At 62.4% G+C, this 19356-nt stretch carries 24 protein-coding genes; 17 read left to right on the top strand and 7 right to left on the bottom strand.

The window, feature by feature from the left end:
- Positions 1 to 135: 135 nt before the first annotated feature.
- From KUV51_RS20535 to KUV51_RS20505, 7 genes are all read left to right on the top strand, one after another.
- Positions 136 to 1872 (top strand): type I secretion system permease/ATPase, encoded by a 1737-nt coding sequence (locus KUV51_RS20535; protein ID WP_222523364.1) that lies wholly within the window; start codon positions 136 to 138, stop codon positions 1870 to 1872.
- Positions 1869 to 3170 (top strand): HlyD family type I secretion periplasmic adaptor subunit, encoded by a 1302-nt coding sequence (locus tag KUV51_RS20530; protein ID WP_222523318.1) that lies wholly within the window; start codon positions 1869 to 1871, stop codon positions 3168 to 3170. Before KUV51_RS20535 ends, KUV51_RS20530 begins: the two co-directional genes overlap by 4 nt.
- 67 nt (positions 3171 to 3237) lie before the next feature.
- A complete protein-coding gene (locus KUV51_RS20525; protein ID WP_222523317.1) occupies positions 3238 to 3696 on the top strand; it encodes a RidA family protein in 459 nt (152 codons plus the stop codon).
- Positions 3693 to 4460: a glycerophosphodiester phosphodiesterase family protein gene (locus KUV51_RS20520; RefSeq protein ID WP_222523316.1), complete on the top strand. Its 768-nt coding sequence runs from the start codon at positions 3693 to 3695 to the stop codon at positions 4458 to 4460. Before KUV51_RS20525 ends, KUV51_RS20520 begins: the two co-directional genes overlap by 4 nt.
- A gap of 52 nt (positions 4461 to 4512) precedes the next feature.
- The gene (locus KUV51_RS20515; protein WP_222523315.1) at positions 4513 to 5700 is read left to right on the top strand and encodes a GNAT family N-acetyltransferase; all 1188 of its coding nucleotides are present in this window, start codon (positions 4513 to 4515) and stop codon (positions 5698 to 5700) included.
- Positions 5697 to 5993 carry a 4a-hydroxytetrahydrobiopterin dehydratase gene (locus tag KUV51_RS20510; protein ID WP_222523363.1) on the top strand — a complete coding sequence of 99 codons (297 nt, stop codon included), beginning with the start codon at positions 5697 to 5699 and terminating at the stop codon, positions 5991 to 5993. The genes KUV51_RS20515 and KUV51_RS20510 overlap by 4 nt, the downstream gene beginning before the upstream one ends.
- Positions 5994 to 5997: 4 nt before the next feature.
- Positions 5998 to 6852, top strand: coding sequence for a mechanosensitive ion channel family protein (locus tag KUV51_RS20505; RefSeq protein WP_222523314.1), 855 nt, complete (start codon positions 5998 to 6000; stop codon positions 6850 to 6852).
- 73 nt (positions 6853 to 6925) lie between these two features.
- On the opposite strand, the gene KUV51_RS20500 is transcribed toward KUV51_RS20505, so the two are convergent.
- Positions 6926 to 7414 (bottom strand): peroxiredoxin, encoded by a 489-nt coding sequence (locus tag KUV51_RS20500; RefSeq protein ID WP_222523313.1) that lies wholly within the window; start codon positions 7412 to 7414, stop codon positions 6926 to 6928.
- Between the two features lie 86 nt (positions 7415 to 7500).
- On the opposite strand from KUV51_RS20500, the gene KUV51_RS20495 reads away from it, so the two are divergent.
- Together KUV51_RS20495 and rsmD are read left to right on the top strand one after the other, a co-directional pair.
- Positions 7501 to 8703, top strand: coding sequence for an NAD(P)/FAD-dependent oxidoreductase (locus KUV51_RS20495; RefSeq protein WP_222523312.1), 1203 nt, complete (start codon positions 7501 to 7503; stop codon positions 8701 to 8703).
- Positions 8700 to 9245: a 16S rRNA (guanine(966)-N(2))-methyltransferase RsmD gene (gene rsmD / locus KUV51_RS20490; RefSeq protein ID WP_222523311.1), complete on the top strand. Its 546-nt coding sequence runs from the start codon at positions 8700 to 8702 to the stop codon at positions 9243 to 9245. The genes KUV51_RS20495 and rsmD overlap by 4 nt, the downstream gene beginning before the upstream one ends.
- An 87-nt stretch (positions 9246 to 9332) precedes the next feature.
- Here rsmD and map read toward each other — a convergent pair whose 3' ends face one another.
- Complete coding sequence (map, locus tag KUV51_RS20485; RefSeq protein ID WP_261385967.1) at positions 9333 to 10142, bottom strand: type I methionyl aminopeptidase; 810 nt, start codon at positions 10140 to 10142, stop codon at positions 9333 to 9335.
- A gap of 62 nt (positions 10143 to 10204) precedes the next feature.
- Complete coding sequence (gene sfsA, locus KUV51_RS20480) at positions 10205 to 10909, bottom strand: DNA/RNA nuclease SfsA (RefSeq protein ID WP_222523309.1); 705 nt, start codon at positions 10907 to 10909, stop codon at positions 10205 to 10207.
- A 47-nt stretch (positions 10910 to 10956) separates the two neighbouring features.
- Here sfsA and KUV51_RS20475 point away from each other — a divergent pair, with 47 nt between their 5' ends.
- The 7 genes from KUV51_RS20475 to KUV51_RS20445 all read left to right on the top strand — a co-directional run bounded on the left by KUV51_RS20475 (position 10957) and on the right by KUV51_RS20445 (position 15448).
- Positions 10957 to 11679 (top strand): competence/damage-inducible protein A, encoded by a 723-nt coding sequence (locus KUV51_RS20475; RefSeq protein WP_222523308.1) that lies wholly within the window; start codon positions 10957 to 10959, stop codon positions 11677 to 11679.
- Entirely contained in the window at positions 11676 to 12392 is a 717-nt protein-coding gene (locus tag KUV51_RS20470; RefSeq protein WP_222523307.1) for a GNAT family N-acetyltransferase, read from the top strand. The genes KUV51_RS20475 and KUV51_RS20470 overlap by 4 nt, the downstream gene beginning before the upstream one ends.
- Positions 12389 to 12955, top strand: coding sequence for a peroxidase-related enzyme (locus KUV51_RS20465; RefSeq protein WP_222523306.1), 567 nt, complete (start codon positions 12389 to 12391; stop codon positions 12953 to 12955). The genes KUV51_RS20470 and KUV51_RS20465 overlap by 4 nt, the downstream gene beginning before the upstream one ends.
- Complete coding sequence (locus KUV51_RS20460) at positions 12955 to 13878, top strand: OmpA family protein (RefSeq protein WP_222523305.1); 924 nt, start codon at positions 12955 to 12957, stop codon at positions 13876 to 13878. The genes KUV51_RS20465 and KUV51_RS20460 overlap by 1 nt, the downstream gene beginning before the upstream one ends.
- Positions 13879 to 14040: 162 nt before the next feature.
- Positions 14041 to 14373 carry an ArsR/SmtB family transcription factor gene (locus KUV51_RS20455; protein ID WP_222523304.1) on the top strand — a complete coding sequence of 111 codons (333 nt, stop codon included), beginning with the start codon at positions 14041 to 14043 and terminating at the stop codon, positions 14371 to 14373.
- Complete coding sequence (locus KUV51_RS20450; protein ID WP_222523303.1) at positions 14373 to 14870, top strand: SRPBCC family protein; 498 nt, start codon at positions 14373 to 14375, stop codon at positions 14868 to 14870. The genes KUV51_RS20455 and KUV51_RS20450 overlap by 1 nt, the downstream gene beginning before the upstream one ends.
- Complete coding sequence (locus KUV51_RS20445; RefSeq protein ID WP_222523302.1) at positions 14867 to 15448, top strand: dihydrofolate reductase family protein; 582 nt, start codon at positions 14867 to 14869, stop codon at positions 15446 to 15448. The genes KUV51_RS20450 and KUV51_RS20445 overlap by 4 nt, the downstream gene beginning before the upstream one ends.
- Before the next feature lie 99 nt (positions 15449 to 15547).
- Here the strand turns inward: KUV51_RS20445 and KUV51_RS20440 are convergent, their stop codons facing one another.
- The 3 genes from KUV51_RS20440 to KUV51_RS20430 form a co-directional block, all read right to left on the bottom strand.
- Entirely contained in the window at positions 15548 to 16453 is a 906-nt protein-coding gene (locus tag KUV51_RS20440; RefSeq protein ID WP_222523301.1) for a LysR family transcriptional regulator, read from the bottom strand.
- A gap of 133 nt (positions 16454 to 16586) precedes the next feature.
- Positions 16587 to 17366, bottom strand: a complete 780-nt coding sequence (locus KUV51_RS20435) for an anti-sigma factor family protein (protein ID WP_222523300.1) — start codon at positions 17364 to 17366, stop codon at positions 16587 to 16589.
- A complete protein-coding gene (locus KUV51_RS20430) occupies positions 17363 to 17842 on the bottom strand; it encodes an RNA polymerase sigma factor (protein WP_222523299.1) in 480 nt (159 codons plus the stop codon). Before KUV51_RS20430 ends, KUV51_RS20435 begins: the two co-directional genes overlap by 4 nt.
- 106 nt (positions 17843 to 17948) lie before the next feature.
- Here KUV51_RS20430 and KUV51_RS20425 point away from each other — a divergent pair, with 106 nt between their 5' ends.
- Positions 17949 to 18389 carry a DUF4399 domain-containing protein gene (locus tag KUV51_RS20425; protein WP_222523298.1) on the top strand — a complete coding sequence of 147 codons (441 nt, stop codon included), beginning with the start codon at positions 17949 to 17951 and terminating at the stop codon, positions 18387 to 18389.
- 17 nt (positions 18390 to 18406) lie between these two features.
- On the opposite strand, the gene KUV51_RS20420 is transcribed toward KUV51_RS20425, so the two are convergent.
- Positions 18407 to 19342: a zinc transporter ZntB gene (locus tag KUV51_RS20420; RefSeq protein ID WP_222523297.1), complete on the bottom strand. Its 936-nt coding sequence runs from the start codon at positions 19340 to 19342 to the stop codon at positions 18407 to 18409.
- Positions 19343 to 19356 lie beyond the last annotated feature (14 nt).

Below are 19356 nucleotides of genomic sequence, written 5' to 3'. Positions count from 1 at the left end.
GTAATTAATGGTGTTGTCCTAAATGCCCATAGCGTCGACTATGTAACCTTGTACATGTGGCACTTGCGCGACACGCAGGATACTTGATCGTAGACAGAAAACAAATTTGAGCAGCAGACAAGCGAATTGATGCCGATGCAAAGCGAATTGACAAGCCGGGGACAGGCAGAACTGCGGGCGGTGCGCCGCAAAAGCCGGGGGCTCTATTGGGCCGTTGGGCTGTTCAGCCTGTTTGCCAACCTTCTTATGCTGACTGGGCCGATGTATATGCTCCAGGTCTATGACCGGGTGCTCGGCAGTCGCAGCGAGGAAACGCTGATCGCGCTCTCGCTCTTGGTGGTATTCCTCTACGGAATCATGGGCATTCTGGATTTCACGCGCGGGCGGGTCATGGCCCGGGTTGGGGCCCGGTTTCAGAACGATCTGGATCGGCGCGTGTTCGATGCCGTCGTGCGCAAATCCGCCGTTGCGCCTGACCTTCGTACGCAAACCGGTCTTGCCGACCTCGAATCGGTGCAGCGTTTCATAACGTCGCCTGTCCTGATGGCGTTCTTCGACCTTCCGTGGACACCGATCTTCATTGCCGCAATTTTCATGTTTCATCCCTGGTTGGGCTTCCTGGCCCTCGCCGGTGGTACCCTTCTGATCCTGATTGCGCTGGCCAACCAGCTTCTGTCACGCCTTCCTCAGCAAAAGGCCGGTCAGGCAGGGCAGGTGGCGTCGTCCATGTCCGATCAATTGCGGATCGAGGCCGAGATGGTGCAGGCCATGGGAATGCGCGGTGCGGCCTTTGACCGCTGGCAAAAGGCACGTGGCAGGGCTCTGGACGAACAGATCAAGGCGACCGACATCGGTGGTGGCTTCACCTCTCTGACCAAGACGCTGCGCCTTTTCCTCCAAAGTGCGATGCTGGGGTTGGGCGCCTATCTGGTCCTGCAAAATGAGATGACACCAGGTGCCATGATCGCAGGCTCGATCCTGCTGGGCCGCGCTCTGGCCCCGATCGAGTTGATGTTGACGCAATGGCCGTTGGTTCAGCGCGCGATCAAGGGCTGGTCTGCTCTGGCCGAACTGCTCGGCGCCGTCGCGCCAGAGCCGTCGCGCACGGCGCTGCCCAAGCCCAAGGCAAAGCTGGTGGCCAAGGGTCTGACCGTGGTGCCGCCCGGCGAAAAGACAGCCGCCCTGCGTGGTCTCAACTTCGACCTCCCACCGGGTCACGCCATGGGGGTCATCGGCCCGTCGGGTGCAGGCAAGTCCACGCTTGCACGCTGTCTGACCGGGGTATGGCGCCCCGCTGGCGGGTCAATCCGGCTGGATGCCGCGGCGCTCGACCAATATGCGCCCGACGTGCTGGGCATGCACATTGGCTATCTGCCGCAGCGCGTGCAGCTTTTCGATGGGACCATTGCCGAAAACATCGCGCGCCTATCAACGGAACCTGACGACGAAAAAGTCGTCGCTGCTGCTCAAAAGGCAGATGCGCACAAGATGATCCTGGAACTGCCCGACGGGTACGACACCCGGATCAACGCAGGCCAGCAGCGTCTGTCCGGCGGTCAGATTCAACGCATCGGCCTGGCCCGCGCGCTCTATGATGATCCGGTGATCCTTGTGCTCGATGAACCAAACTCGAACCTCGACAACGAAGGGACAATGGCCCTGAACCAGGCAATCCGCGCGTCCAAGGCCGATGGTCGATCCGTCATCATCATGGCGCACCGCCCTGCCGCGATCCAGGAATGTGATTTGCTCTTGGTGATAGATGGCGGTGTGCGCACTGCCTTTGGTCCCAAGGACGAGGTGTTGAAATCCATGGTCAAGAACCATGAACAGATCCAACGCGCACCTGCCGGTGCGGGAGGCGTGACATGAGTGAAAAACGTTGGTCGGCACTGACCCCTCTCATTATCGGTTTTTTTGGGCTTTTTGGACTTCTGGGTGGCCTCGTCGCGTGGGCGACGCTGACCCAGATTGCCGGGGCCGTCATTGCCTCCGGCCGGATCGAGGTCGACCAGAACCGGCAGATCGTGCAGCACTCCACTGGCGGCATCGTGTCCGAAATCGCGGTGAAGGAAGGCGACAGTGTCGATGCAGGTGATCTGCTGATCCAGCTCGACGTCAAACAGATGCAATCCAGCCTCGCCATCGTCGAAAGCCAGCTCTACGAGTTCATGGCACGCCGTGGCAGGCTCGAAGCGGAGCGCGACGAGGAAGCCGAGATCACGTTCGAAGAGGAACTGCTCGCGGTCGCCACAACGTGGCCCGAGGTGCAGGAACTGGTCACAGGTCAGGAAAACCTGTTCCGCGCGCGTCGCGAGTCGACTGAAAAGCAGACGGAGCAACTGGCGGAGCGCGCGGCCCAGACACGCAACCAGATCAAGGGGATCGAGGCACAGGAGAAATCGCTTGGCCGCCAGCTTGAACTGATCGAGCAAGAGCTTGCCGCGCAGGAAAGCCTGTTGGAGCGTGGCCTGACCCAAGCCTCTGGTGTACTGGCACTGCAACGGCAGCAGGCGTCACTTGATGGGCAGATCGGCGAATTGGCGGCGTCCAAGGCACAATCCGAACAACGCATCACGGAAATCGAAATCGAGGTTCTCCGCCTTAATTCAACCCGCCGCGAGGAAGCGATCACCACGCTGCGCGACCTGCGTGCACGTGAGCTGGAACTGATTGAACAGCGCCAGGCACTGCTGACCGATATCGAGCGGATGGAAATCCGCGCGCCCGTGTCGGGCATCGTGTATAATATGCGCGTGCAGACCCCACGCTCGGTCGTCCGGGCTGCTGATCCTGTGCTTTTCCTGATCCCGCAGGACCGCCCGCTGGTCATTGCCGCCCGTGTCGATCCGATCCACATTGACCAGATCGTGACGGGTCAGTCCGTGAACCTGCGTTTCTCCGCGCTTGACCAGCGGACCACGCCGGAACTGGTGGGCGAGGTCGTGCTTGTCTCCGCCGATGCTTTCGAGGACGAGAATGTCGGCGCCAGCTTCTACCGGGCGGAAATCGTGCTGAATCCGGGTGAAATCGACAGGCTTAACGAAAACCAGGTCCTTGTTCCCGGCATGCCGGTCGAGGCGTTCATTCGCACCGCCGACCGCTCCCCGCTGGCCTATCTGGTCAAGCCGGTGGCCGACTACTTCAACCGGGCTTTCCGCGAATCCTGACATCGGCCCTTTTCAGTCCCGCGCGGGCGGTCTAGCGTCCGCACGACCACTGAAAAGGAGCCCGCCCATGTCCATCGAATCCCGCCTCGCCGACCTGGGCGTGACCCTGCCAGACGCGCCCGCGCCCGCGGCGAACTACGTGCCCTTCGTGCAGGTGGGCGACATCGTCTATGTCTCGGGCCAGATTTCCAACGGCCCCGATGGCCTGATCACCGGCAAACTGGGCGACGACATGGAGGTCGAGGCGGGCGCTGCTGCCGCCAAGACCTGCGCCATCAGCCTGCTCGCGCAAGTCAAAGCCGCCTGCGGTGGCGATCTGGACCGGCTTGTCCGCGTGGTGAAACTGACGGGCTTCGTGAACTCCACCGGCGATTTCACCAACCAGCCGCAGGTCATCAACGGCGCCTCCGACTTCCTGGTCGAAGCGCTTGGGGACGCAGGCCGCCACAGCCGTTCCGCGGTTTCTGCCGCTGCTCTGCCATTGGGCGTCGCGGTCGAGATCGAAGGCATCTTCCAGATCAAATGACCCCCCGTCTGCCCGACGCATTCCTCTGCGCGCCGCTCGCGCACCGGGCCCTGCACGACGTGACGGATGGCCGCCCGGAAAACAGCCGCGCCGCCATCCGGGCGGCGATTGAGCATGGCTACGGGATCGAGATCGACGTGCAACTCAGCGCCGACGATCAGGCGATGGTCTTCCACGACTATGCGCTCGACCGTCTGGCTGACGGTACGGGTCCTATCCGGGTCGTCCCCGCGGGCACACTCGCGCAAACCCCGCTCAAGGGCGGGGACGAGGGCATCCCGACACTGCCCGAAGTATTGCAGCTCGTCGCTGGGAAAGTGCCCCTTCTGATCGAGATCAAGGATCAGGACGGCGCCATGGGCGATGCCATTGGCCCGCTGGAACAGGCCACGACGCAGGCACTTGCAGGTTACGCAGGTCCTGTTGCCCTTATGTCCTTCAACCCGCACAGCGTCGCACGCATGGCGGAACTTTGCCCCGACATCCCGCGTGGCATCGTCACAAGTGCTTACAGCGCCGAAGACTGGCCATTGAACCAAACCACCCGCGACCACCTGCGCGACATTCCCGATTTCGATCGGGTCGGCGCCTCCTTCATCAGCCACGAGGTCGCCGACCTCACCCGCTCCCGCGTGGCCGACCTAAAAACCCAAGGCGCGAAAATCCTCTGCTGGACGGTCAAATCGCCCAGCGACGAAGCACAAGCGCGCGAGGTCGCGCAGAATATCACGTTCGAGGGCTACCTCGCCCCCCATCCCGGTTGAAGCGCGGCCCGCGCGGCACACATCTCAACCTGTTGAGCAGGGAAAGCCGTCTGTGTCCGAACAAGAAATAGAAATCCGTGTGGTGCCCAGCCTGTCCGAAATCCCGGAGGCGGAGTGGGACGCCTGCGCCTGCCCGGAAGCGGCGAATGGCGGCAGGCCGAACGACCCCTTCACCACACACCGGTTCCTGAAGGCGCTGGAAGACAGCAATTCGGTCGGCCCTGGCACCGGCTGGCAACCCCAATACTTGCAGGCGGTTGTCGACGGTCAGACGGTTGGCTTCGCGCCGATGTACGCCAAGAACCACAGTCAGGGCGAATACATCTTCGACCACAACTGGGCCCACGCCTATGAACGCGCGGGCGGGCGGTACTACCCCAAACTCCAGATTGCCGTGCCGCACACGCCCGCGACAGGGCGGCGGTTCCTAACGCATCCAGATTTCCCGGAACTTGGGATGCGCGGCTTGATCTCGGGTGCTGTACAACTGGGCGAAAACAACAAACTCAGCTCACTGCATGTGACCTTCTGCACCGAAGCCGAACGGGATTTCGGTGCCGATCTTGGCCTTATGGCCCGCACAACCCAGCAGTTTCATTGGCTGAACGACGGCTACGATACCTTCGACGACTTCCTTGCGACGCTTTCCAGCCGTAAGCGCAAGAACATCCGCAAAGAACGCGCACGGGCGCAGGACTTTGGCGGCACCATCCACGTGCTGACAGGCGACGACCTGCGCCCCGAACACTGGGATGCCTTCTGGCGCTTCTACCAGGACACGGGTGCCCGCAAATGGGGCACGCCATACCTCACACGCCGCTTCTTTGACATCGCACATGAGACGCTCGCCGACGACATGGCGCTGGTGCTGGCCGAACGGAATGGAAGATATGTTGCGGGCGCATTGAACTTTATCGGCGCTCAGACGTTATACGGCCGCTATTGGGGCTGTACGGAACACCATCCCTGCCTGCATTTCGAGCTGTGCTACTATCAGGCCATCGACATCGCGATCCAGCACGGGTTGCAACGGGTCGAGGCGGGGGCGCAGGGCGAACACAAGCTGGCGCGGGGATACCTGCCGACACAGACCCATAGCCTGCACTGGGTGGGTGATCCCGGCTTTGCCGATGCCATTGCCCGCTACCTCGAAGCCGAACGTGAGGCGGTGGAAGAGGAGATCGAAATTCTCACGGATTACGGGCCTTTCAAGAAGGTCCAGATCGAGGAACAGGAATAATGGAAAAACTCAGCGACGAGACGCGGGCCACCCTGCTGGATCCGCTGCTGGCCACAGGATGGGCCGTAACCGACGGACGGGACGCCATCCACAAGACGTTTGAATTCAAGGATTTCGTGGACGCCTTCGCCTGGATGACGCGGGCAGCCATCTGGGCCGAAAAGTGGGATCACCACCCCGAATGGTTCAACGTCTACAAACGGGTCGAGGTCACGCTGACCACGCATGACGTGGGCGGGCTGAGCACGCTTGACGTCAAGCTGGCGCGCAAACTGGACAGCCTGGCGGAGTAAGACCATGGACATGATCAACAACCTGCTTGCCACCGAAGTGTGGCAAGGCAAAACGCTTGGCGACTACCTGTCGCTGGAATTCCTCGCCTCGGTCGTCGGATCGGTGCTGGCCGCGATCACCATCCTGATCATCGGCTGGATCGTTGCGGCATGGCTGGGCCGCCGGATCACCCGCATTGGCACCCGGCACAAGCATCTTGACGATACGCTTTTCAATTTTCTGGGCTCCATCGTCCGCTACATCGTGCTTGGCTTTACGTTCCTGATCGTGCTCAACACCTTTGGGGTGCAAACGACGTCGGTCGTGGCCGCCGTCGGTGCCGCGGGCCTTGCCATTGGTCTCGCGTTGCAGGGCACGCTGTCCAATGTGGCCGCCGGTGTCATGCTGATCCTCTTCCGCCCGCTCAAGATCGGCGACTTTGTCGAGGTGGCGGACAAGATGGGCACGGTCAAGGACGTGACGCTGAACTACACGGAACTCGCCAGCCTCGGGAATGTGCAGATCATCATCCCGAATTCCGAGGTCTGGGGAAACGTGATCGAAAACTACTCAATCTACCCCACACGCAGGGCCGAATGGACCTTTGGCGTGGGCTATGGCGTGAACCTCAAACAGGCCGAACAGGTGATCCGTGACACGATCATGGCCGACGAACGCTCCAAATCAGAGCCCGAGCCTTTCATCCAGGTGAACAATCTGGGTGACAGCTCGGTCGACTTTCTGGTGCGGGTCTGGTGCGACAGCGACATCTACTTCCAGTACCAGGCGGACATGAAACGCAAGGTGAAGGAAGCGCTGGACGACGCGGGCGTCGACATCCCTTTCCCCACCCGCACGCTGGTGCAGGCGGCAGAATAGACCCAAATGTGATCCAAATGAAAAAGGCCCCCGAACCGGGGGCCTTTTGCGTCATTCTGATTGGCGCTTGGGATCACATCGCCTCAAGCAGAGCTTCACCGCCGGACACATCGCACATGCCGGGGTTCTCTTCTTCCTGCAGCACGGTCACCTTGCCGTCCTCGACCACCATCGCATAGCGCTTGGATCGGTTGATCAGACCCGCAGGGGGTGCGGTGAAATCCCGGCCCATCGCCTTGGTGAACTCGGCCTCTGCATCGCCGAGGAAGGTGATCCCGGCCTTTTCCGCGCCCGTGCTCTCACCCCAGGCTTTCAGCACGAAGGGATCGTTGACGCTGATGCAGATGATCTCATCCACGCCCTTGGCATCAAACTGATCCTTGGTGCGGACAAAGCTGGGCACATGGGCCGTGCTGCACACGCCTGTATAGGCGCCGGGCAGGGCAAAGATCACGACCTTGCGGCCCTTGGTCTTTTCGCTCAACTGCACCTGCGCGGGCCCCTCATCCCCCAGATAGACCAGCGATGCATCGGGCAGCGTGTCGCCTACTGAAATTGCCATGATTTGCCCCTTTCTTGGAATTGCGTCTGGCTTCCCCTGCGATATAGGCTCCGCCGTGGCAAAGGGCGAGGGCAAAGGTGGATGACATGAGCCATGTGATCGTGATCGGGGCAGGGCAGGCAGGGTCATCCTGCGTCGCCAAACTGCGCAATGGCGGGTTCGAAGGGGCAATCACGCTCATCGGGTCCGAGCCCGCGCTGCCCTACCAGCGCCCGCCACTGTCCAAGGCCTATCTGCTGGGCGACATGCCGCTCGAACGCATGTTCCTGCGCCCCGACAGCTTCTATGCCGACAACAACATTACCGTGCGGACGGGTGAACCCGTGACGGGCATCGACACGGATGCGCAAACCGTCACCGTAGGCAGTGACACGCTCGAATACACCGATCTGGTCCTGACCACCGGTTCGTCCCCGCGCCGCCTGCCTGCCGCCATCGGCGGTGATCTGGAAGGGGTGTTTACCGTTCGAGACCTGGCCGACGTCGACAAGATGGCCCCCTGGTGCCAATCGGGCAAAACGGCGCTGATTGTCGGGGGGGGCTATATCGGGCTCGAAGCGGCGGCGGTGTGTTCCAAGCTCGGCCTGAACGTGGTGCTGGTCGAAATGGCCGACCGCATCCTGCAACGGGTCGCGGCAGCGGAAACAAGCGACTACTTCCGCGCCCTGCACTCGGGCCACGGCGTTGATCTGCGCGAAGGTGTCGGGCTCAACCGCCTCACTGGCGAAGGTGCCGTGTCGGGTGCAGAACTGACGGATGGTGCCACCCTCGACGTGGACCTCGTGATCGTCGGCGTCGGCATCACGCCTGAAACCGACCTCGCCGAACAGGCAGGCATCACCCTCGACAACGGCATCGCAACGGACGCGCACGGGCGCACCTCCGCCCCTCATGTCTGGGCCGCGGGCGACTGCGCGTCCTTCCCCTACAAGGGCGAGCGCATCCGCCTCGAATCCGTGCCCAACGCCATCGACCAGGCCGAATGCGTCGCCGAAAACATCATGGGGGCTGCCAAGGAATACGTCGCTCGACCGTGGTTCTGGTCCGACCAGTTCGACGTCAAACTGCAAATCGCGGGTCTCAACACCGGATACGACCGCGTCGTCACACGTGATAGCGGTGCTGCCAAATCTTTCTGGTATTACACCGGGGATACGCTGCTGGCCGTGGACGCGGCCAACGACCCGCGTGCTTACATGATCGGCAAACGGCTGATCGAAGCGGGCAAGTCGGCGGACCCGGCCGTGGTGGCCGACCCTGACGGCGACCTGAAAGCCCTGCTCAAGTGAGGATCATTGCGGGCCAGTGGCGCGGCGTGCCGCTTGCCACGGTGGGCAAGGGTGATCCGGGCGCGCACCTGCGACCCACGCCGGACCGGGTGCGGGAAAGCCTGTTCTCCATGCTCACCCATCGTGGGGTCATTGAAGGCGCGCACGTGCTCGACCTTTTTGCAGGCACAGGCGCGCTGGGGCTTGAGGCCCTGTCGCGCGGAGCGGCGCGCGCCGTATTTGTCGAAAATGGGCGCGTCGGGCAGAAGTTGATCGCCGAAAACATCAAGAAGCTGCGGGCCGAGGATCGGACCAAACTCCTGCGTTCCGACGCCACGCGCGCTTTCGCATGGGACGGGCCAAAATTCGACCTCGTCTTCCTCGACCCGCCCTATGGAAAGGGCATGGGCGACAAGGCCCTGACGTCGATCCGCGACCACTGCGCTGATGACGCGCTCATCGTTTGGGAAGAAAACGCACCGCAATCCCCGCCGGACGGCTACGCCCTGCTGGATCAGCGCCGCTTCGGCAGCACCCATGTCACGCTGTTGGAACCCGTCTAGGGCGTATCAGGATGCGTCTACGCCGTAGGGTGCGCATTCACTGCGCACCGTCCGCCGGTGGCAGCGGGCATACCCCAAACCGCACCATCAATATGTCGGATGAAACGTCCCAGCAGGCGACAGGGTGAAAATCTCCACCCCATCCTCGGTCACACCCACCGAATGCTCAAACTGCGCCGACAGCGACTTGTCGCGGGTCACCGCGGTCCAGTCATCGGCCAGCGTCTTGGTCTCGGGACGACCCAGGTTCACCATCGGCTCGATGGTAAAAAACATGCCGGGCTCCAGCACAGCCCCCGTGCCCGGACGGCCATAGTGCAGCACGTTGGGCGGCGCGTGGAACACACGGCCCAGCCCGTGACCGCAGAAGTCGCGCACGACAGACATCCGATGGCTCTCAACAAAGCTCTGGATCGCATAACCGATGTCGCCAAAGGTGTTACCAGGCTTCACCGCCTCGATCCCGCGCATCAGGCTGTCATGCGTCACTTCGATCAGCCGTTCCGCCTTGCGGGGCAGCTTGCCCGCCACAAACATGCGGGACGTGTCACCATACCAGCCATCCACAATGACAGTAACGTCGATGTTCAGGATGTCGCCATCCTTCAGCACCTTGTCGCCGGGAATGCCGTGGCAGACCACGTGGTTTACGCTGATGCAGCTTGCGTGCTGATAGCCCTTGTAGCCGATGGTGGCCGAGGTTGCGCCCGCCTCCTCGACCATCTCGGTGATGATCTTGTCCAGCGCTCCGGTCGTCTGACCCGGAAAGACATGGGCCGACATCGCGTCCAAAATCTCGGCCGCAAGCCGCCCTGCCGCGTGCATCCCGGCAAAGTCAGAGGGGTCATAAATGCGTATACCGTCTTTCGTTAGACGGCCACGAGTGTCACGATCCAAAGCGCGCTCCATTGGCGTTCACCTGTCAAACATACTGCACTGCGGCAAAAAGAGCCAGTGGGTCATACGGCCACGGCTATGGGCGCGCCGACCAGCACGCCCTCTGGCGATATATGGGTGCCCAGGCAGATGGTTTCCACCCCAGCCCCAACCGCAGCCGCGTAGGCGGCGGCATAGACCGGGTCAATGTCCCCAGCGAGGGTAAACCGATCGCAGTCCGTGCGCTGCACCAGGTACAGCATGACCGCCCGATGCCCGGCCTCTGCCATCCGCCCGAGCTCCGCCAGATGCTTGGCCCCGCGCGCGGTCACGGAATCCGGAAACTCCGCCAAACCCGGCTGTCGTGCCAGCGTCACCGACTTCACCTCGACATAGGCGTCGGGCACCCCGTCCCCCTGCAACAGAAAGTCGATCCGGCTCCCTTCGCCATATTTCTGCTCAGGCCGCACGGTTGAATACCCGTCAAACCCTGGCACCTCTCCCGCCTCGAACGCGGCCCGCAGCGCCTTGTTCGGGACGGAGGTATCAACGCCGGTAAAATGCCCACCCTCATGTTCCACCAAGCGCCAACCGAACTTCAGCTTCTTCTTCGGGTCGTCATTCGGCTCCAGCCAGATCCGCATCCCGGGCTCCGCCAGCCCCATCATGGAGCCAGGGTTCGCACAATGCGCAACCACCTCGCGCCCATCCTCCAGCGTGCAATCGGCCAGAAACCGTTTGTAGCGTCGGATCAGCGTGGCGGGGACAAGTTCGGTTTGAAAGCGCATGGGCGCAGCCCTATACCGTCACTGGCCGCAATCGCAAGGAGGCCAAAATGCCCAACCCCACCGCCGCCATGCTGGTGATCGGAGACGAGATCCTCTCCGGCCGCACCCGCGACGCCAACATGCATTACCTGGCAGGCCAACTGACCGACCACGGCATCGACCTTAAGGAGGTGCGCGTGGTCAGTGACGACCCCGACGCAATCATCGCGGCGACCCGAGCGCTCAGCGGGACATACGACAGCGTCTTCACGTCCGGTGGCATCGGCCCGACGCATGATGACATCACAGCGGATTGCATCGCCGCCGCCTTCGACACGCACATCGACATCCGTGACGACGCTCGCGCCATCCTGGCCGAACACTACGCCAAATCCGGCACCGAGCTGAACGCCGCACGGCTGCGCATGGCACGCATCCCCGATGGTGCCGAACTGATCGAAAACCCGGTCTCGGCCGCCCCCGGCTTCACGATCCGCAACGTCCACGTCATGGCCGGTGTCCCTTCGGTGTTCCAGGCGATGGTCGCTTCCATCCTGCCCACGCTCACCGGTGGCGCGCCGCTGATCTCCAAAACCATCCGCATCGAGCGGGGCGAGGGGGACATCGCAGGCCCTCTGGGCGACATTGCCACCGCCCACCCCGACCTCAGCATCGGATCCTACCCTTTCCAAAAAGACGGACGCTACGGCGCCAACGTGGTCATCCGCGGCACCAACGGTGCCGAAGTGGACGCAGCGCTGACAAAGCTCGCCGAACACTTTCCCGCATGACGTCGCCTGCGGCCTTCTACGCCGCCATCGACGGCACCTGGCCTGCTGCCACGATCACGCGCGCAGGCCCTTGGACCATCCGCGATGGCCAAGGCGGGGGCAAGCGGGTCTCGGCCGCCACTGCAGATGAGCCCACGACCGACCTCGCCCAAGCTGAACACGCCATGCGCGCCGTGCACCAAACGCCGCTCTTCATGGTCCGGCAGGGAGAAGACGCCCTCGACCACCTGCTTGACCAAGCCGGCTACACCATCGTCGACCCGACGAACGGCTACGTTGCCCCGGTCGACACCCTCACCAACATCCCGATCCCCCGCGTTACAGTCTTCGCCATCTGGGAGCCGCTGGCGATCATGGAAGACATCTGGGCCAAGGGCGGCATTGGCCCTGCACGGGTTGCCATCATGCACCGGGCCAAGGTGAAAACAGCGATCCTCGCCCGGCACAGGGACAAACCGGCGGGCACGGCCTTCGCCGCCATCCACGACGGCATCGCCATGGTCCACGCGGTCGAGGTGCTGGCCCACCAACGCCGCCAGGGCGTTGCACAATGGATCATGCGGCGTGCGGCCGTCTGGGCCGCAGAACACGGCGCACACCATATCGCCGTCCTGACCACGGCCTCCAACGGTCCCGCCAACGCGCTCTATCAGGGGTTGGGCTTCCGGCGCACCTGTGGCTATCATTACCGCACAGCGCCGGAGACAACATGACCGATCAGCCCACCGCCTTGAACCTGCCTATGGTCGACCCGCTGCCCGAGGCGACGCAAAAGTATTTCGACATCTGCCAGCACAAGCTGGGCATGATCCCCAACGTGCTGAAGGCGCACGCCTTCGACATCGACAAGCTCAACACCTTCACCGCGCTCTACAATGACCTTATGCTGGGCGACAGCGCCCTGACCAAGCTCGAACGCGAGATGATCGCGGTGGTCGTCTCAGCCACCAACCGCTGTTTTTATTGCCTCACGGCCCATGGCGCAGCCGTCCGCAAACTCTCCGGCAACCCGGCGCTGGGTGAGCAACTGGTGATGAACTGGCGCGTTGCGGACGTCACGCCACGCCAGCGCGCCATGCTCGTTTTTGCCGAGAAGGTAACCCTCGCCTCCGCCCAGATTGAGGAAAGCGACCGGCAAGCTCTGCGCGACCACGGGCTGAGCGATCGCGACATCTGGGACGTGATCAACGTCGCTGCCTTCTTCAACATGTCCAACCGGGTGGCGAGTGCGACGGCGATGCAGCCCAACCCCGAATACCACGCACAGGCGCGCTGATGGTGCGCTGGTGGCTCACGGCGCTGGCCTGCGCGCTGGCAGGTCCCGCGCTTTCCCTGCAACTGGAACTGCCATCAAACGCCCGCCAGACGGCGGCGCGCGATAGCGCACTTGACCGGGTCCAGATTGCGATTGCCCCTTTTGCTGACGGCGCTGTCAGCGCAGAAACCATTGATGGCCCGGTCCAGCGGCGCAGTTATCGCGTGACGTCTCCGGGCCTGACGCCGCTGCAGATATTGGCACCGTTGCGCGACCAACTGCTTGATGCAGGATACGAGACGCTGCTTGATTGCGATGCTGATACCTGCGGCGGGTTCGATTTTCGGTTCGCCATAGACGTGCTGCCTGCGCCGAACATGTATGTGAATGTGCGCGCCTACCATTTTCTGAGCGCGCGCCACCCACAGAGCGGGGATGCCGTTTGGCTGCTGGCCAGTACCGCGCCAGACGCGGGGTACCTGCAGGTGGTGCAGGTGGGCACGCAGCGGGCGGCCGTCCCGACCGCCGAACCCCCTTACGCTGCTACACCAACGGAATCAGCATCCGACCTTGGCCAACAGCTGTTGGCGAACGGATCAGTCATCCTGCGCAGCCTCGACTTTGAGGTTGGAACCACGCGGCTGGGGGAGGGACCCGCGCCCGAACTCGAGCAGATTGCGCAACTTATGACCAACCGGCCCGGCTTGCGGATCGCAGTTGTTGGACACACCGACACTGTCGGTGGTCTGGAAGCGAACATCACCGTGTCTCGCGCCCGCGCCCGCGCCGTGCGTGAGCGGCTGATCAGTCGCTACGACGTGTCGCCGAGTCGGATTGAAGCAGAGGGGATGGGCTACCTCTCACCCGTGGCAAGCAACCTCACAGCGGCGGGTCGCGAGGCGAACCGGCGGGTCGAGGTGATTGTGCTAAGCGACGCGCCATAGCGCCCGTATTGCAGTCTTTTCCGGTTTGTCCGCGCTTCACTATCGGTTTTGATTGACCATAGAAGCGCCTGTTCGCTTCGAGCGGTCCAGGAGCGCGGTCCGCTGTGCGGGCCTTTATTTAACGCATTGACTAATTAACAATTACGTTAAATAATGCCCGGCATGAATTCCGATGATCAACTCGACGCCGCATTTGCCGCGCTTGCGCACCCGGTCCGCCGGGCCATCCTGGCCCGCCTGGCAAAAGGCACGGCAACCGTGAACACCCTGGCCGAACCGTTCGAGATGTCGTTGCCAGCGGTCTCCAGACATATTCGTGTGCTCGAAACCGCGGGCCTGATCAAACGTGACAGGAACGCCCAGTTTCGGCCATGCACTCTTGAACCCGGCCCGCTGAAGGACATCGCTGCATGGACCGACATGTACCGGCCCATCTGGGAAGCGCGATTTGACACGATGGAACAGCTTTTGCACGACATGAAGGATGACAGCTGATGACCAAAGGACAGGATTTTCTGCGTATCGAGCGCGTATTTGACGCGCCGATCGAACTCGTGTGGCAGATGTGGACAGATCCCGCGCTGTTCAAAAAATGGTACGGACCCAACGGCATGACCGTGCCTACGGCCGAAATGGATTTGAGCGTGGGCGGCACGCGCAAGGTGTGTATGGAAATACAGTCGCCGGATCGAACCATGACGATGTGGTTCACGGGCGTCTACAAAGAGGTCACGGCACCAAGGCGGCTCGTCTACACCGAAAGCATGTGCGATCCTGACGGCACGATCCTGTCTCCGCAGAGCATGGGCATGCCGGACGGCTTTCCCGACATCACCGAGGTGATCGTTGAACTGGTCGCGGACGGTGATCAGACGAAGATGACAATGGTGCATGTCGGTGTGGCAGAAGGCACAGCAGGTGCAGGAGGTTGGAACCAGGCGTTCGACAAACTGGCCGTGTTGGTGCAATCAGAACGGGAATCGACGTCGTGAGGGACCTCGCGGTCCTTGCCTTCGTCACGCTCGACGGCGTCATGCAGGCTCCGGGATCGGTGGACGAAGACAGGTCGGCCGGTTTTGCACATGGCGGCTGGGCCACACCCTACTGGGACGGTGTCATGGATCACGTTCTTCGGACAGCCATGGCCGACCCCTACGACATCGTGCTTGGGCGCAGGACCTATGACCTTTTCGCCAATCATTGGCCGCAGGTCAGCGGGTCCAAGGCGGCCGAACGTCTCAATGGAAGTGCGAAATACGTGATGACGTCATCTCCGATCGCGACAGAATGGCAGCATACACAGATACTGACCGGGAAGCTCTTCGATGAGATCAATGCGCTCAAGGCGCAGGACGGACCGTTGTTGCAGGTCCATGGCAGCGCCATGCTCGTGCGATCATTGATGGGTCACGGCCTTGTGGATGAACTGCGGCTCTGGACATTTCCGGTGCTGGTCGGGGCCGGAAAGCGGCTCTTTGAGGGGAACAGCACACACCAGCCGGTGCATCTCTTGGCTGCGGAAACGCTCGACAACGGTGTCTCATCGCATGTCTACCGCCTGGCGGCGTAACCTGCTGCGCCAATCCGAACCGCAATCTTGAACCACGAAAAAACCCCGGTGCGTGGGCACCGGGGTCAGGTGTTTAACCGAGGGGAGGTTGGTTAAGTCTTACCAGTCCGCCGGACCCTTTTCGGCAAAGGCGTGGACCAGGAAATCAATGAAGGCGCGGACCTTGGGCTGCGTGAAACGGCCCGGCGGGTACACGGCATAGATGCCTTGGGTCTCCATCGGCAGATCGGGGATCGCGTCCTCGACCAGACCCTGTTCCAGCGCATCGGCGTAGAGGAAGCTGGGCAGATAGGCGATGCCAAGGCCGGAGATGGCGGCGTTGAGCAGGGACTGCCCGTCATTCACGCTCAGCCAGCCCGCCGTACGCACCTGGCGCTTCTCGCCCGACGGCGCGGTCAGCTTCCAGACATTGCCGGATGACTGGTTGGAATAGTGCAGCAGCTTGTGCTCGTTCAGATCGTCGATCTTTTCGGGGCGGCCGTATTGCTCGAAGTACTTCGGGCTCGCGATCATCCGCTTCGTGGTTTCGGTCAGCTTGCGGGCACGCAAAGTGCTGTCCTCCAACTCACCAATGCGCACGGCCATGTCGAACCCTTCGGAAATCAGCTCAACATAGCGATTGTTCAGCACCATGTTGACCGTGATGTCCGGGAAATCGGCCAGAAACTCGGACAAGCGCGGCGACAGGTGGTTCACGCCAAAATCCGTCGCGACCGAAATCCGCAACAGGCCCGAAGGCGCCGACTGCATGGATGTGACAAGCGAATCCGCCTCGCCTGCGTCATTCAGAACGCGGCGGGCGCGATCGTAGTAGGCAAGACCGATCTCGGTCGGGCTCACGCGGCGCGTGGTGCGGTTCAACAGGCGCGCCCCCAAACGGGCCTCGAGCGACGACACGTGCTTGGAGACGGCGGATTTGGAAATCCCCATCTTCTTGGCTGCGTCGGTAAAACCGCCCTGGTCCACGACCGTCGCGAATGCTTCCATCTCTGTAAGGCGATCCATGCCCATTGCCTCTCAAATCACTTGGTGTTGAGGGCAGGTATGCGGGCGAATCTGGGCAGGATCAGGGCAAGGGTTGGACAGTATCGCGGTCATTGCAGGGATCGTTCATGGCATGGAAACGACCAGACGAGCCTCAGATGGCGATATCCGCGCTCCAGGATTGGAAGGTTTCGGCTTCTTCGGCCAAGGGTGCCGCATCGGTCCCGCCGATCAGCAAAAAGCCGTAGCCGGGCGTGTTCCACCGGGCGAGATCCATGCCCTCGGCAGCGCCCATGCTCACGGGGGCGGCGTCAGGGCCCGCAGGAATGATGCACAAGGCAACCGGCGTGCCATCGGCACGGGCAAAGGCGATCTGCACCAGCGGCTTGTCGTTGAACCCCAGCACCTGCGCCCGCTTGAAGGTCAGGCCCTGCGTTTGCGGAAGTCCGGTCACATCAATGCCAAGCGCATCCGACACGGCCGCAAGCTGCATTGCTGCGTCGTCCGTGCTCGGATCCGCAATGGCCAATGTCTCGGGTGTATAAAGCGCCTGGTAAGAGGCGACAAAGGACACCCAGCCGCGCGGCACGGGCTCGGGGGTGCCAAAGCCTGTGAACATCGCAACGGCCAGACCCGCGGCCAGACCGGTGGCAAAGGTGCCCACGCCCCATGTCCACCGCCCGCGCGTCGATGCAACGGCAGCAGGTGCCACAGGGGGCGCCTCGGGCAACTCCGGCATCGGCGGCGCATCCTGCAGCAGCGCCTCGTAAGCTTCCGCGATGGGGGCCATCGGAATATCAAGGGTGGCAAGCTGATCGGCCACAGCCGGGTCGGCCTCAAGCGCTGCATCAATCTCGGCGTGCAGGGCGTCGTCCGCTTCCCCATCAAGGTAGGCAGTCAACTCTTCATCTGAAAATGCGCGCACGTGTGTCATTGAGCCTGTGCCTTTTCCCCCGCCATCTCGGTGTTGAGCCGCTTGCGGGCCGCCGCCAGCCGGCTCATCACGGTGCCGATGGGAATCTCCATAATCTCAGCCGCTTCCTTGTAAGCGTACCCCTCTACATAGACCAGAACCACGGCCTGTCGTTGGGCCTCGGGCAGTCCGTTCACCCTGTTCAACACGTCACGCGCCAGAATATTCGTTTCTGCGCCGGGGGATTTGTCGGGAAGGTCAATTTCTTCGACAGGCACCAGCCCGCCACCGGTGCGCACCTTGCGCGAGCGCAGCTCGTTCAGCCAGATGCGCTGGGCCATCCGGAACATCCAGCGGTCCAGATGCGTGCCCGGTTCAAACTGGTCGGATTTGTCCAAGGCGCGCAGGCAGGTGGTTTGCACCAGATCGTCTGCCCAGTCCCGGCGTCCGGTCAGCGATACGGCATAACGCCAGAGGCGCGGATGCACCTCGGCCATGCCATCGCGCACAGCGCGGTAAGAAATTTCAGCGGCGGTCCGAATAAATTCTGTCCTGACGTGTTACCGTGTTTCTAAGTTCAACATGTCCTGGAGGAAAATTGAAATGAAATCCATTGTCAAAGCCGTGACTTTTGCAACATTGCTGGCCGCCCCGGCGCTTGCGCAGGACACACCGGCGCCTGACGATGCGCGGGTGTACTTCGTGAACATCGCGGACGGGGACACCGTGTCATCGCCGGTCACGGTCATCTTCGGGCTGGACGGGATGGGCGTCGCGCCCGCCGGGACAGAGGCGGACAACACGGGCCACCATCACATCCTGCTCAACCGCCCGCCTCTGGGTGAAGGACCCGAAGGCGAAGAGGAACTGCAATACGGTCTGCCTGCGGATGAAAACCACATCCACTTCGGCGGCGGTCAGACGCAGGTGACGCTCGATCTACCTGCGGGCGAGCACACGATGCAGCTTGTCCTGGGCGACCTGAACCACGTGCCCCACGCCGATCCGGTGGTGAGCGAGGTGATCACGATCACCGTAGAATAAGCTTTTGCCGCGCCGGTTCAGATCCACTTGAGCCGGCGCAGGACCCACACCGCCCCAACGGTCATCACCACAAGTGCTGCGCAAAGCGCGGCAAAAGCCCAGGGTGTCTCGATCCCCGGCATGCCTGCAACGTTCACGCCGAACAGCCCCGTGACAAAGCCCAGCGGCAGGAACACGGCGGCCACGATGGACAGCACATAACCATTGTGCCCTTGCAAAAGCGCCGCTTGCGCCGTGTGATGGTCCTGCACGGCGGTCATCCGGGCAATCAGCCCCTCCAGCTCCTCGACATTCAGCTTTGCCAGGTTCGCCTGCTCGCGCAGCAGGTCGCGCGTGCCCTGGCTCATCAAGGGGCTGTCGGTGCCCACAAGGGCCACCAGCGCATCGCGTTGCGGCGCCAGATACCTGCGCAAGCGTATGGCCATGCGCCGCTCCTCCGCCAGTTCAGTGGGCAGCGGCTGATCATCGTCCTGAACGCTGTCCTCCATCGCATCGACCCGACCCGACAGATCAAAGACAGTGTCCTGCACCCGTCCCATCAGCCGGGTGGCGAGGGCCGACACAAATCGCATCGGCGTGCCGGGCGCGTGACCGGCTTCGGCCTCCACCCGCATCTCGTCCAGGGCAAAGACCTTGCGCATCCGCACCGTGACCACCAGTTGCGCGGTCACCCACATGCGCACGGCCACCATCTGATCGGCAGGCCCGTCTTCGTTCATGTTCACGCCCCGCAGGTTCAGGATCAGCCCGTCGCCATAGCGATCGGCGCGGGGCCGCGTCTCTGGCGCCACGAGGGCTGCGGCTGGAATGGGCGGGACATGCGCGTCGAGAAACCCGGTCAGGTCCGCGTCGCTCAGATCGAAATGGACCCAGCGGTATCCCGCTTCGGGCGGTGTTTCCACGCTGGCGATGAGGACGGCGTCAGGCGTGATGTCGAAGGCGCAAATGGTCATGGCCGCACGCTATC

The organism is Tateyamaria omphalii (assembly GCF_019802125.1).
Lineage (GTDB): Bacteria > Pseudomonadota > Alphaproteobacteria > Rhodobacterales > Rhodobacteraceae > Tateyamaria > Tateyamaria omphalii_B.
This window is presented reverse-complemented; position numbering and strand designations above follow the sequence as displayed.

Bases quoted from the DNA above. Each gene is read 5' to 3' on its own strand.
- KUV51_RS20535 (WP_222523364.1), top strand. From the start codon at position 136: ATGCAAAGCGAATTGACAAGCCGGGGACAGGCAGAACTGCGGGCGGTG.
- KUV51_RS20530 (WP_222523318.1), top strand. From the start codon at position 1,869: ATGAGTGAAAAACGTTGGTCGGCACTGACCCCTCTCATTATCGGTTTT.
- KUV51_RS20525 (WP_222523317.1), top strand. From the start codon at position 3,238: ATGTCCATCGAATCCCGCCTCGCCGACCTGGGCGTGACCCTGCCAGAC.
- KUV51_RS20520 (WP_222523316.1), top strand. From the start codon at position 3,693: ATGACCCCCCGTCTGCCCGACGCATTCCTCTGCGCGCCGCTCGCGCAC.
- KUV51_RS20505 (WP_222523314.1), top strand. From the start codon at position 5,998: ATGGACATGATCAACAACCTGCTTGCCACCGAAGTGTGGCAAGGCAAA.
- KUV51_RS20500 (WP_222523313.1), bottom strand. From the start codon at position 7,414: ATGGCAATTTCAGTAGGCGACACGCTGCCCGATGCATCGCTGGTCTAT.
- KUV51_RS20495 (WP_222523312.1), top strand. From the start codon at position 7,501: ATGAGCCATGTGATCGTGATCGGGGCAGGGCAGGCAGGGTCATCCTGC.
- sfsA (WP_222523309.1), bottom strand. From the start codon at position 10,909: ATGCGCTTTCAAACCGAACTTGTCCCCGCCACGCTGATCCGACGCTAC.
- KUV51_RS20475 (WP_222523308.1), top strand. From the start codon at position 10,957: ATGCCCAACCCCACCGCCGCCATGCTGGTGATCGGAGACGAGATCCTC.
- KUV51_RS20470 (WP_222523307.1), top strand. From the start codon at position 11,676: ATGACGTCGCCTGCGGCCTTCTACGCCGCCATCGACGGCACCTGGCCT.
- KUV51_RS20465 (WP_222523306.1), top strand. From the start codon at position 12,389: ATGACCGATCAGCCCACCGCCTTGAACCTGCCTATGGTCGACCCGCTG.
- KUV51_RS20460 (WP_222523305.1), top strand. From the start codon at position 12,955: ATGGTGCGCTGGTGGCTCACGGCGCTGGCCTGCGCGCTGGCAGGTCCC.
- KUV51_RS20455 (WP_222523304.1), top strand. From the start codon at position 14,041: ATGAATTCCGATGATCAACTCGACGCCGCATTTGCCGCGCTTGCGCAC.
- KUV51_RS20450 (WP_222523303.1), top strand. From the start codon at position 14,373: ATGACCAAAGGACAGGATTTTCTGCGTATCGAGCGCGTATTTGACGCG.
- KUV51_RS20440 (WP_222523301.1), bottom strand. From the start codon at position 16,453: ATGGATCGCCTTACAGAGATGGAAGCATTCGCGACGGTCGTGGACCAG.
- KUV51_RS20435 (WP_222523300.1), bottom strand. From the start codon at position 17,366: ATGACACACGTGCGCGCATTTTCAGATGAAGAGTTGACTGCCTACCTT.
- KUV51_RS20430 (WP_222523299.1), bottom strand. From the start codon at position 17,842: ATGGCCGAGGTGCATCCGCGCCTCTGGCGTTATGCCGTATCGCTGACC.
- KUV51_RS20425 (WP_222523298.1), top strand. From the start codon at position 17,949: ATGAAATCCATTGTCAAAGCCGTGACTTTTGCAACATTGCTGGCCGCC.
- KUV51_RS20420 (WP_222523297.1), bottom strand. From the start codon at position 19,342: ATGACCATTTGCGCCTTCGACATCACGCCTGACGCCGTCCTCATCGCC.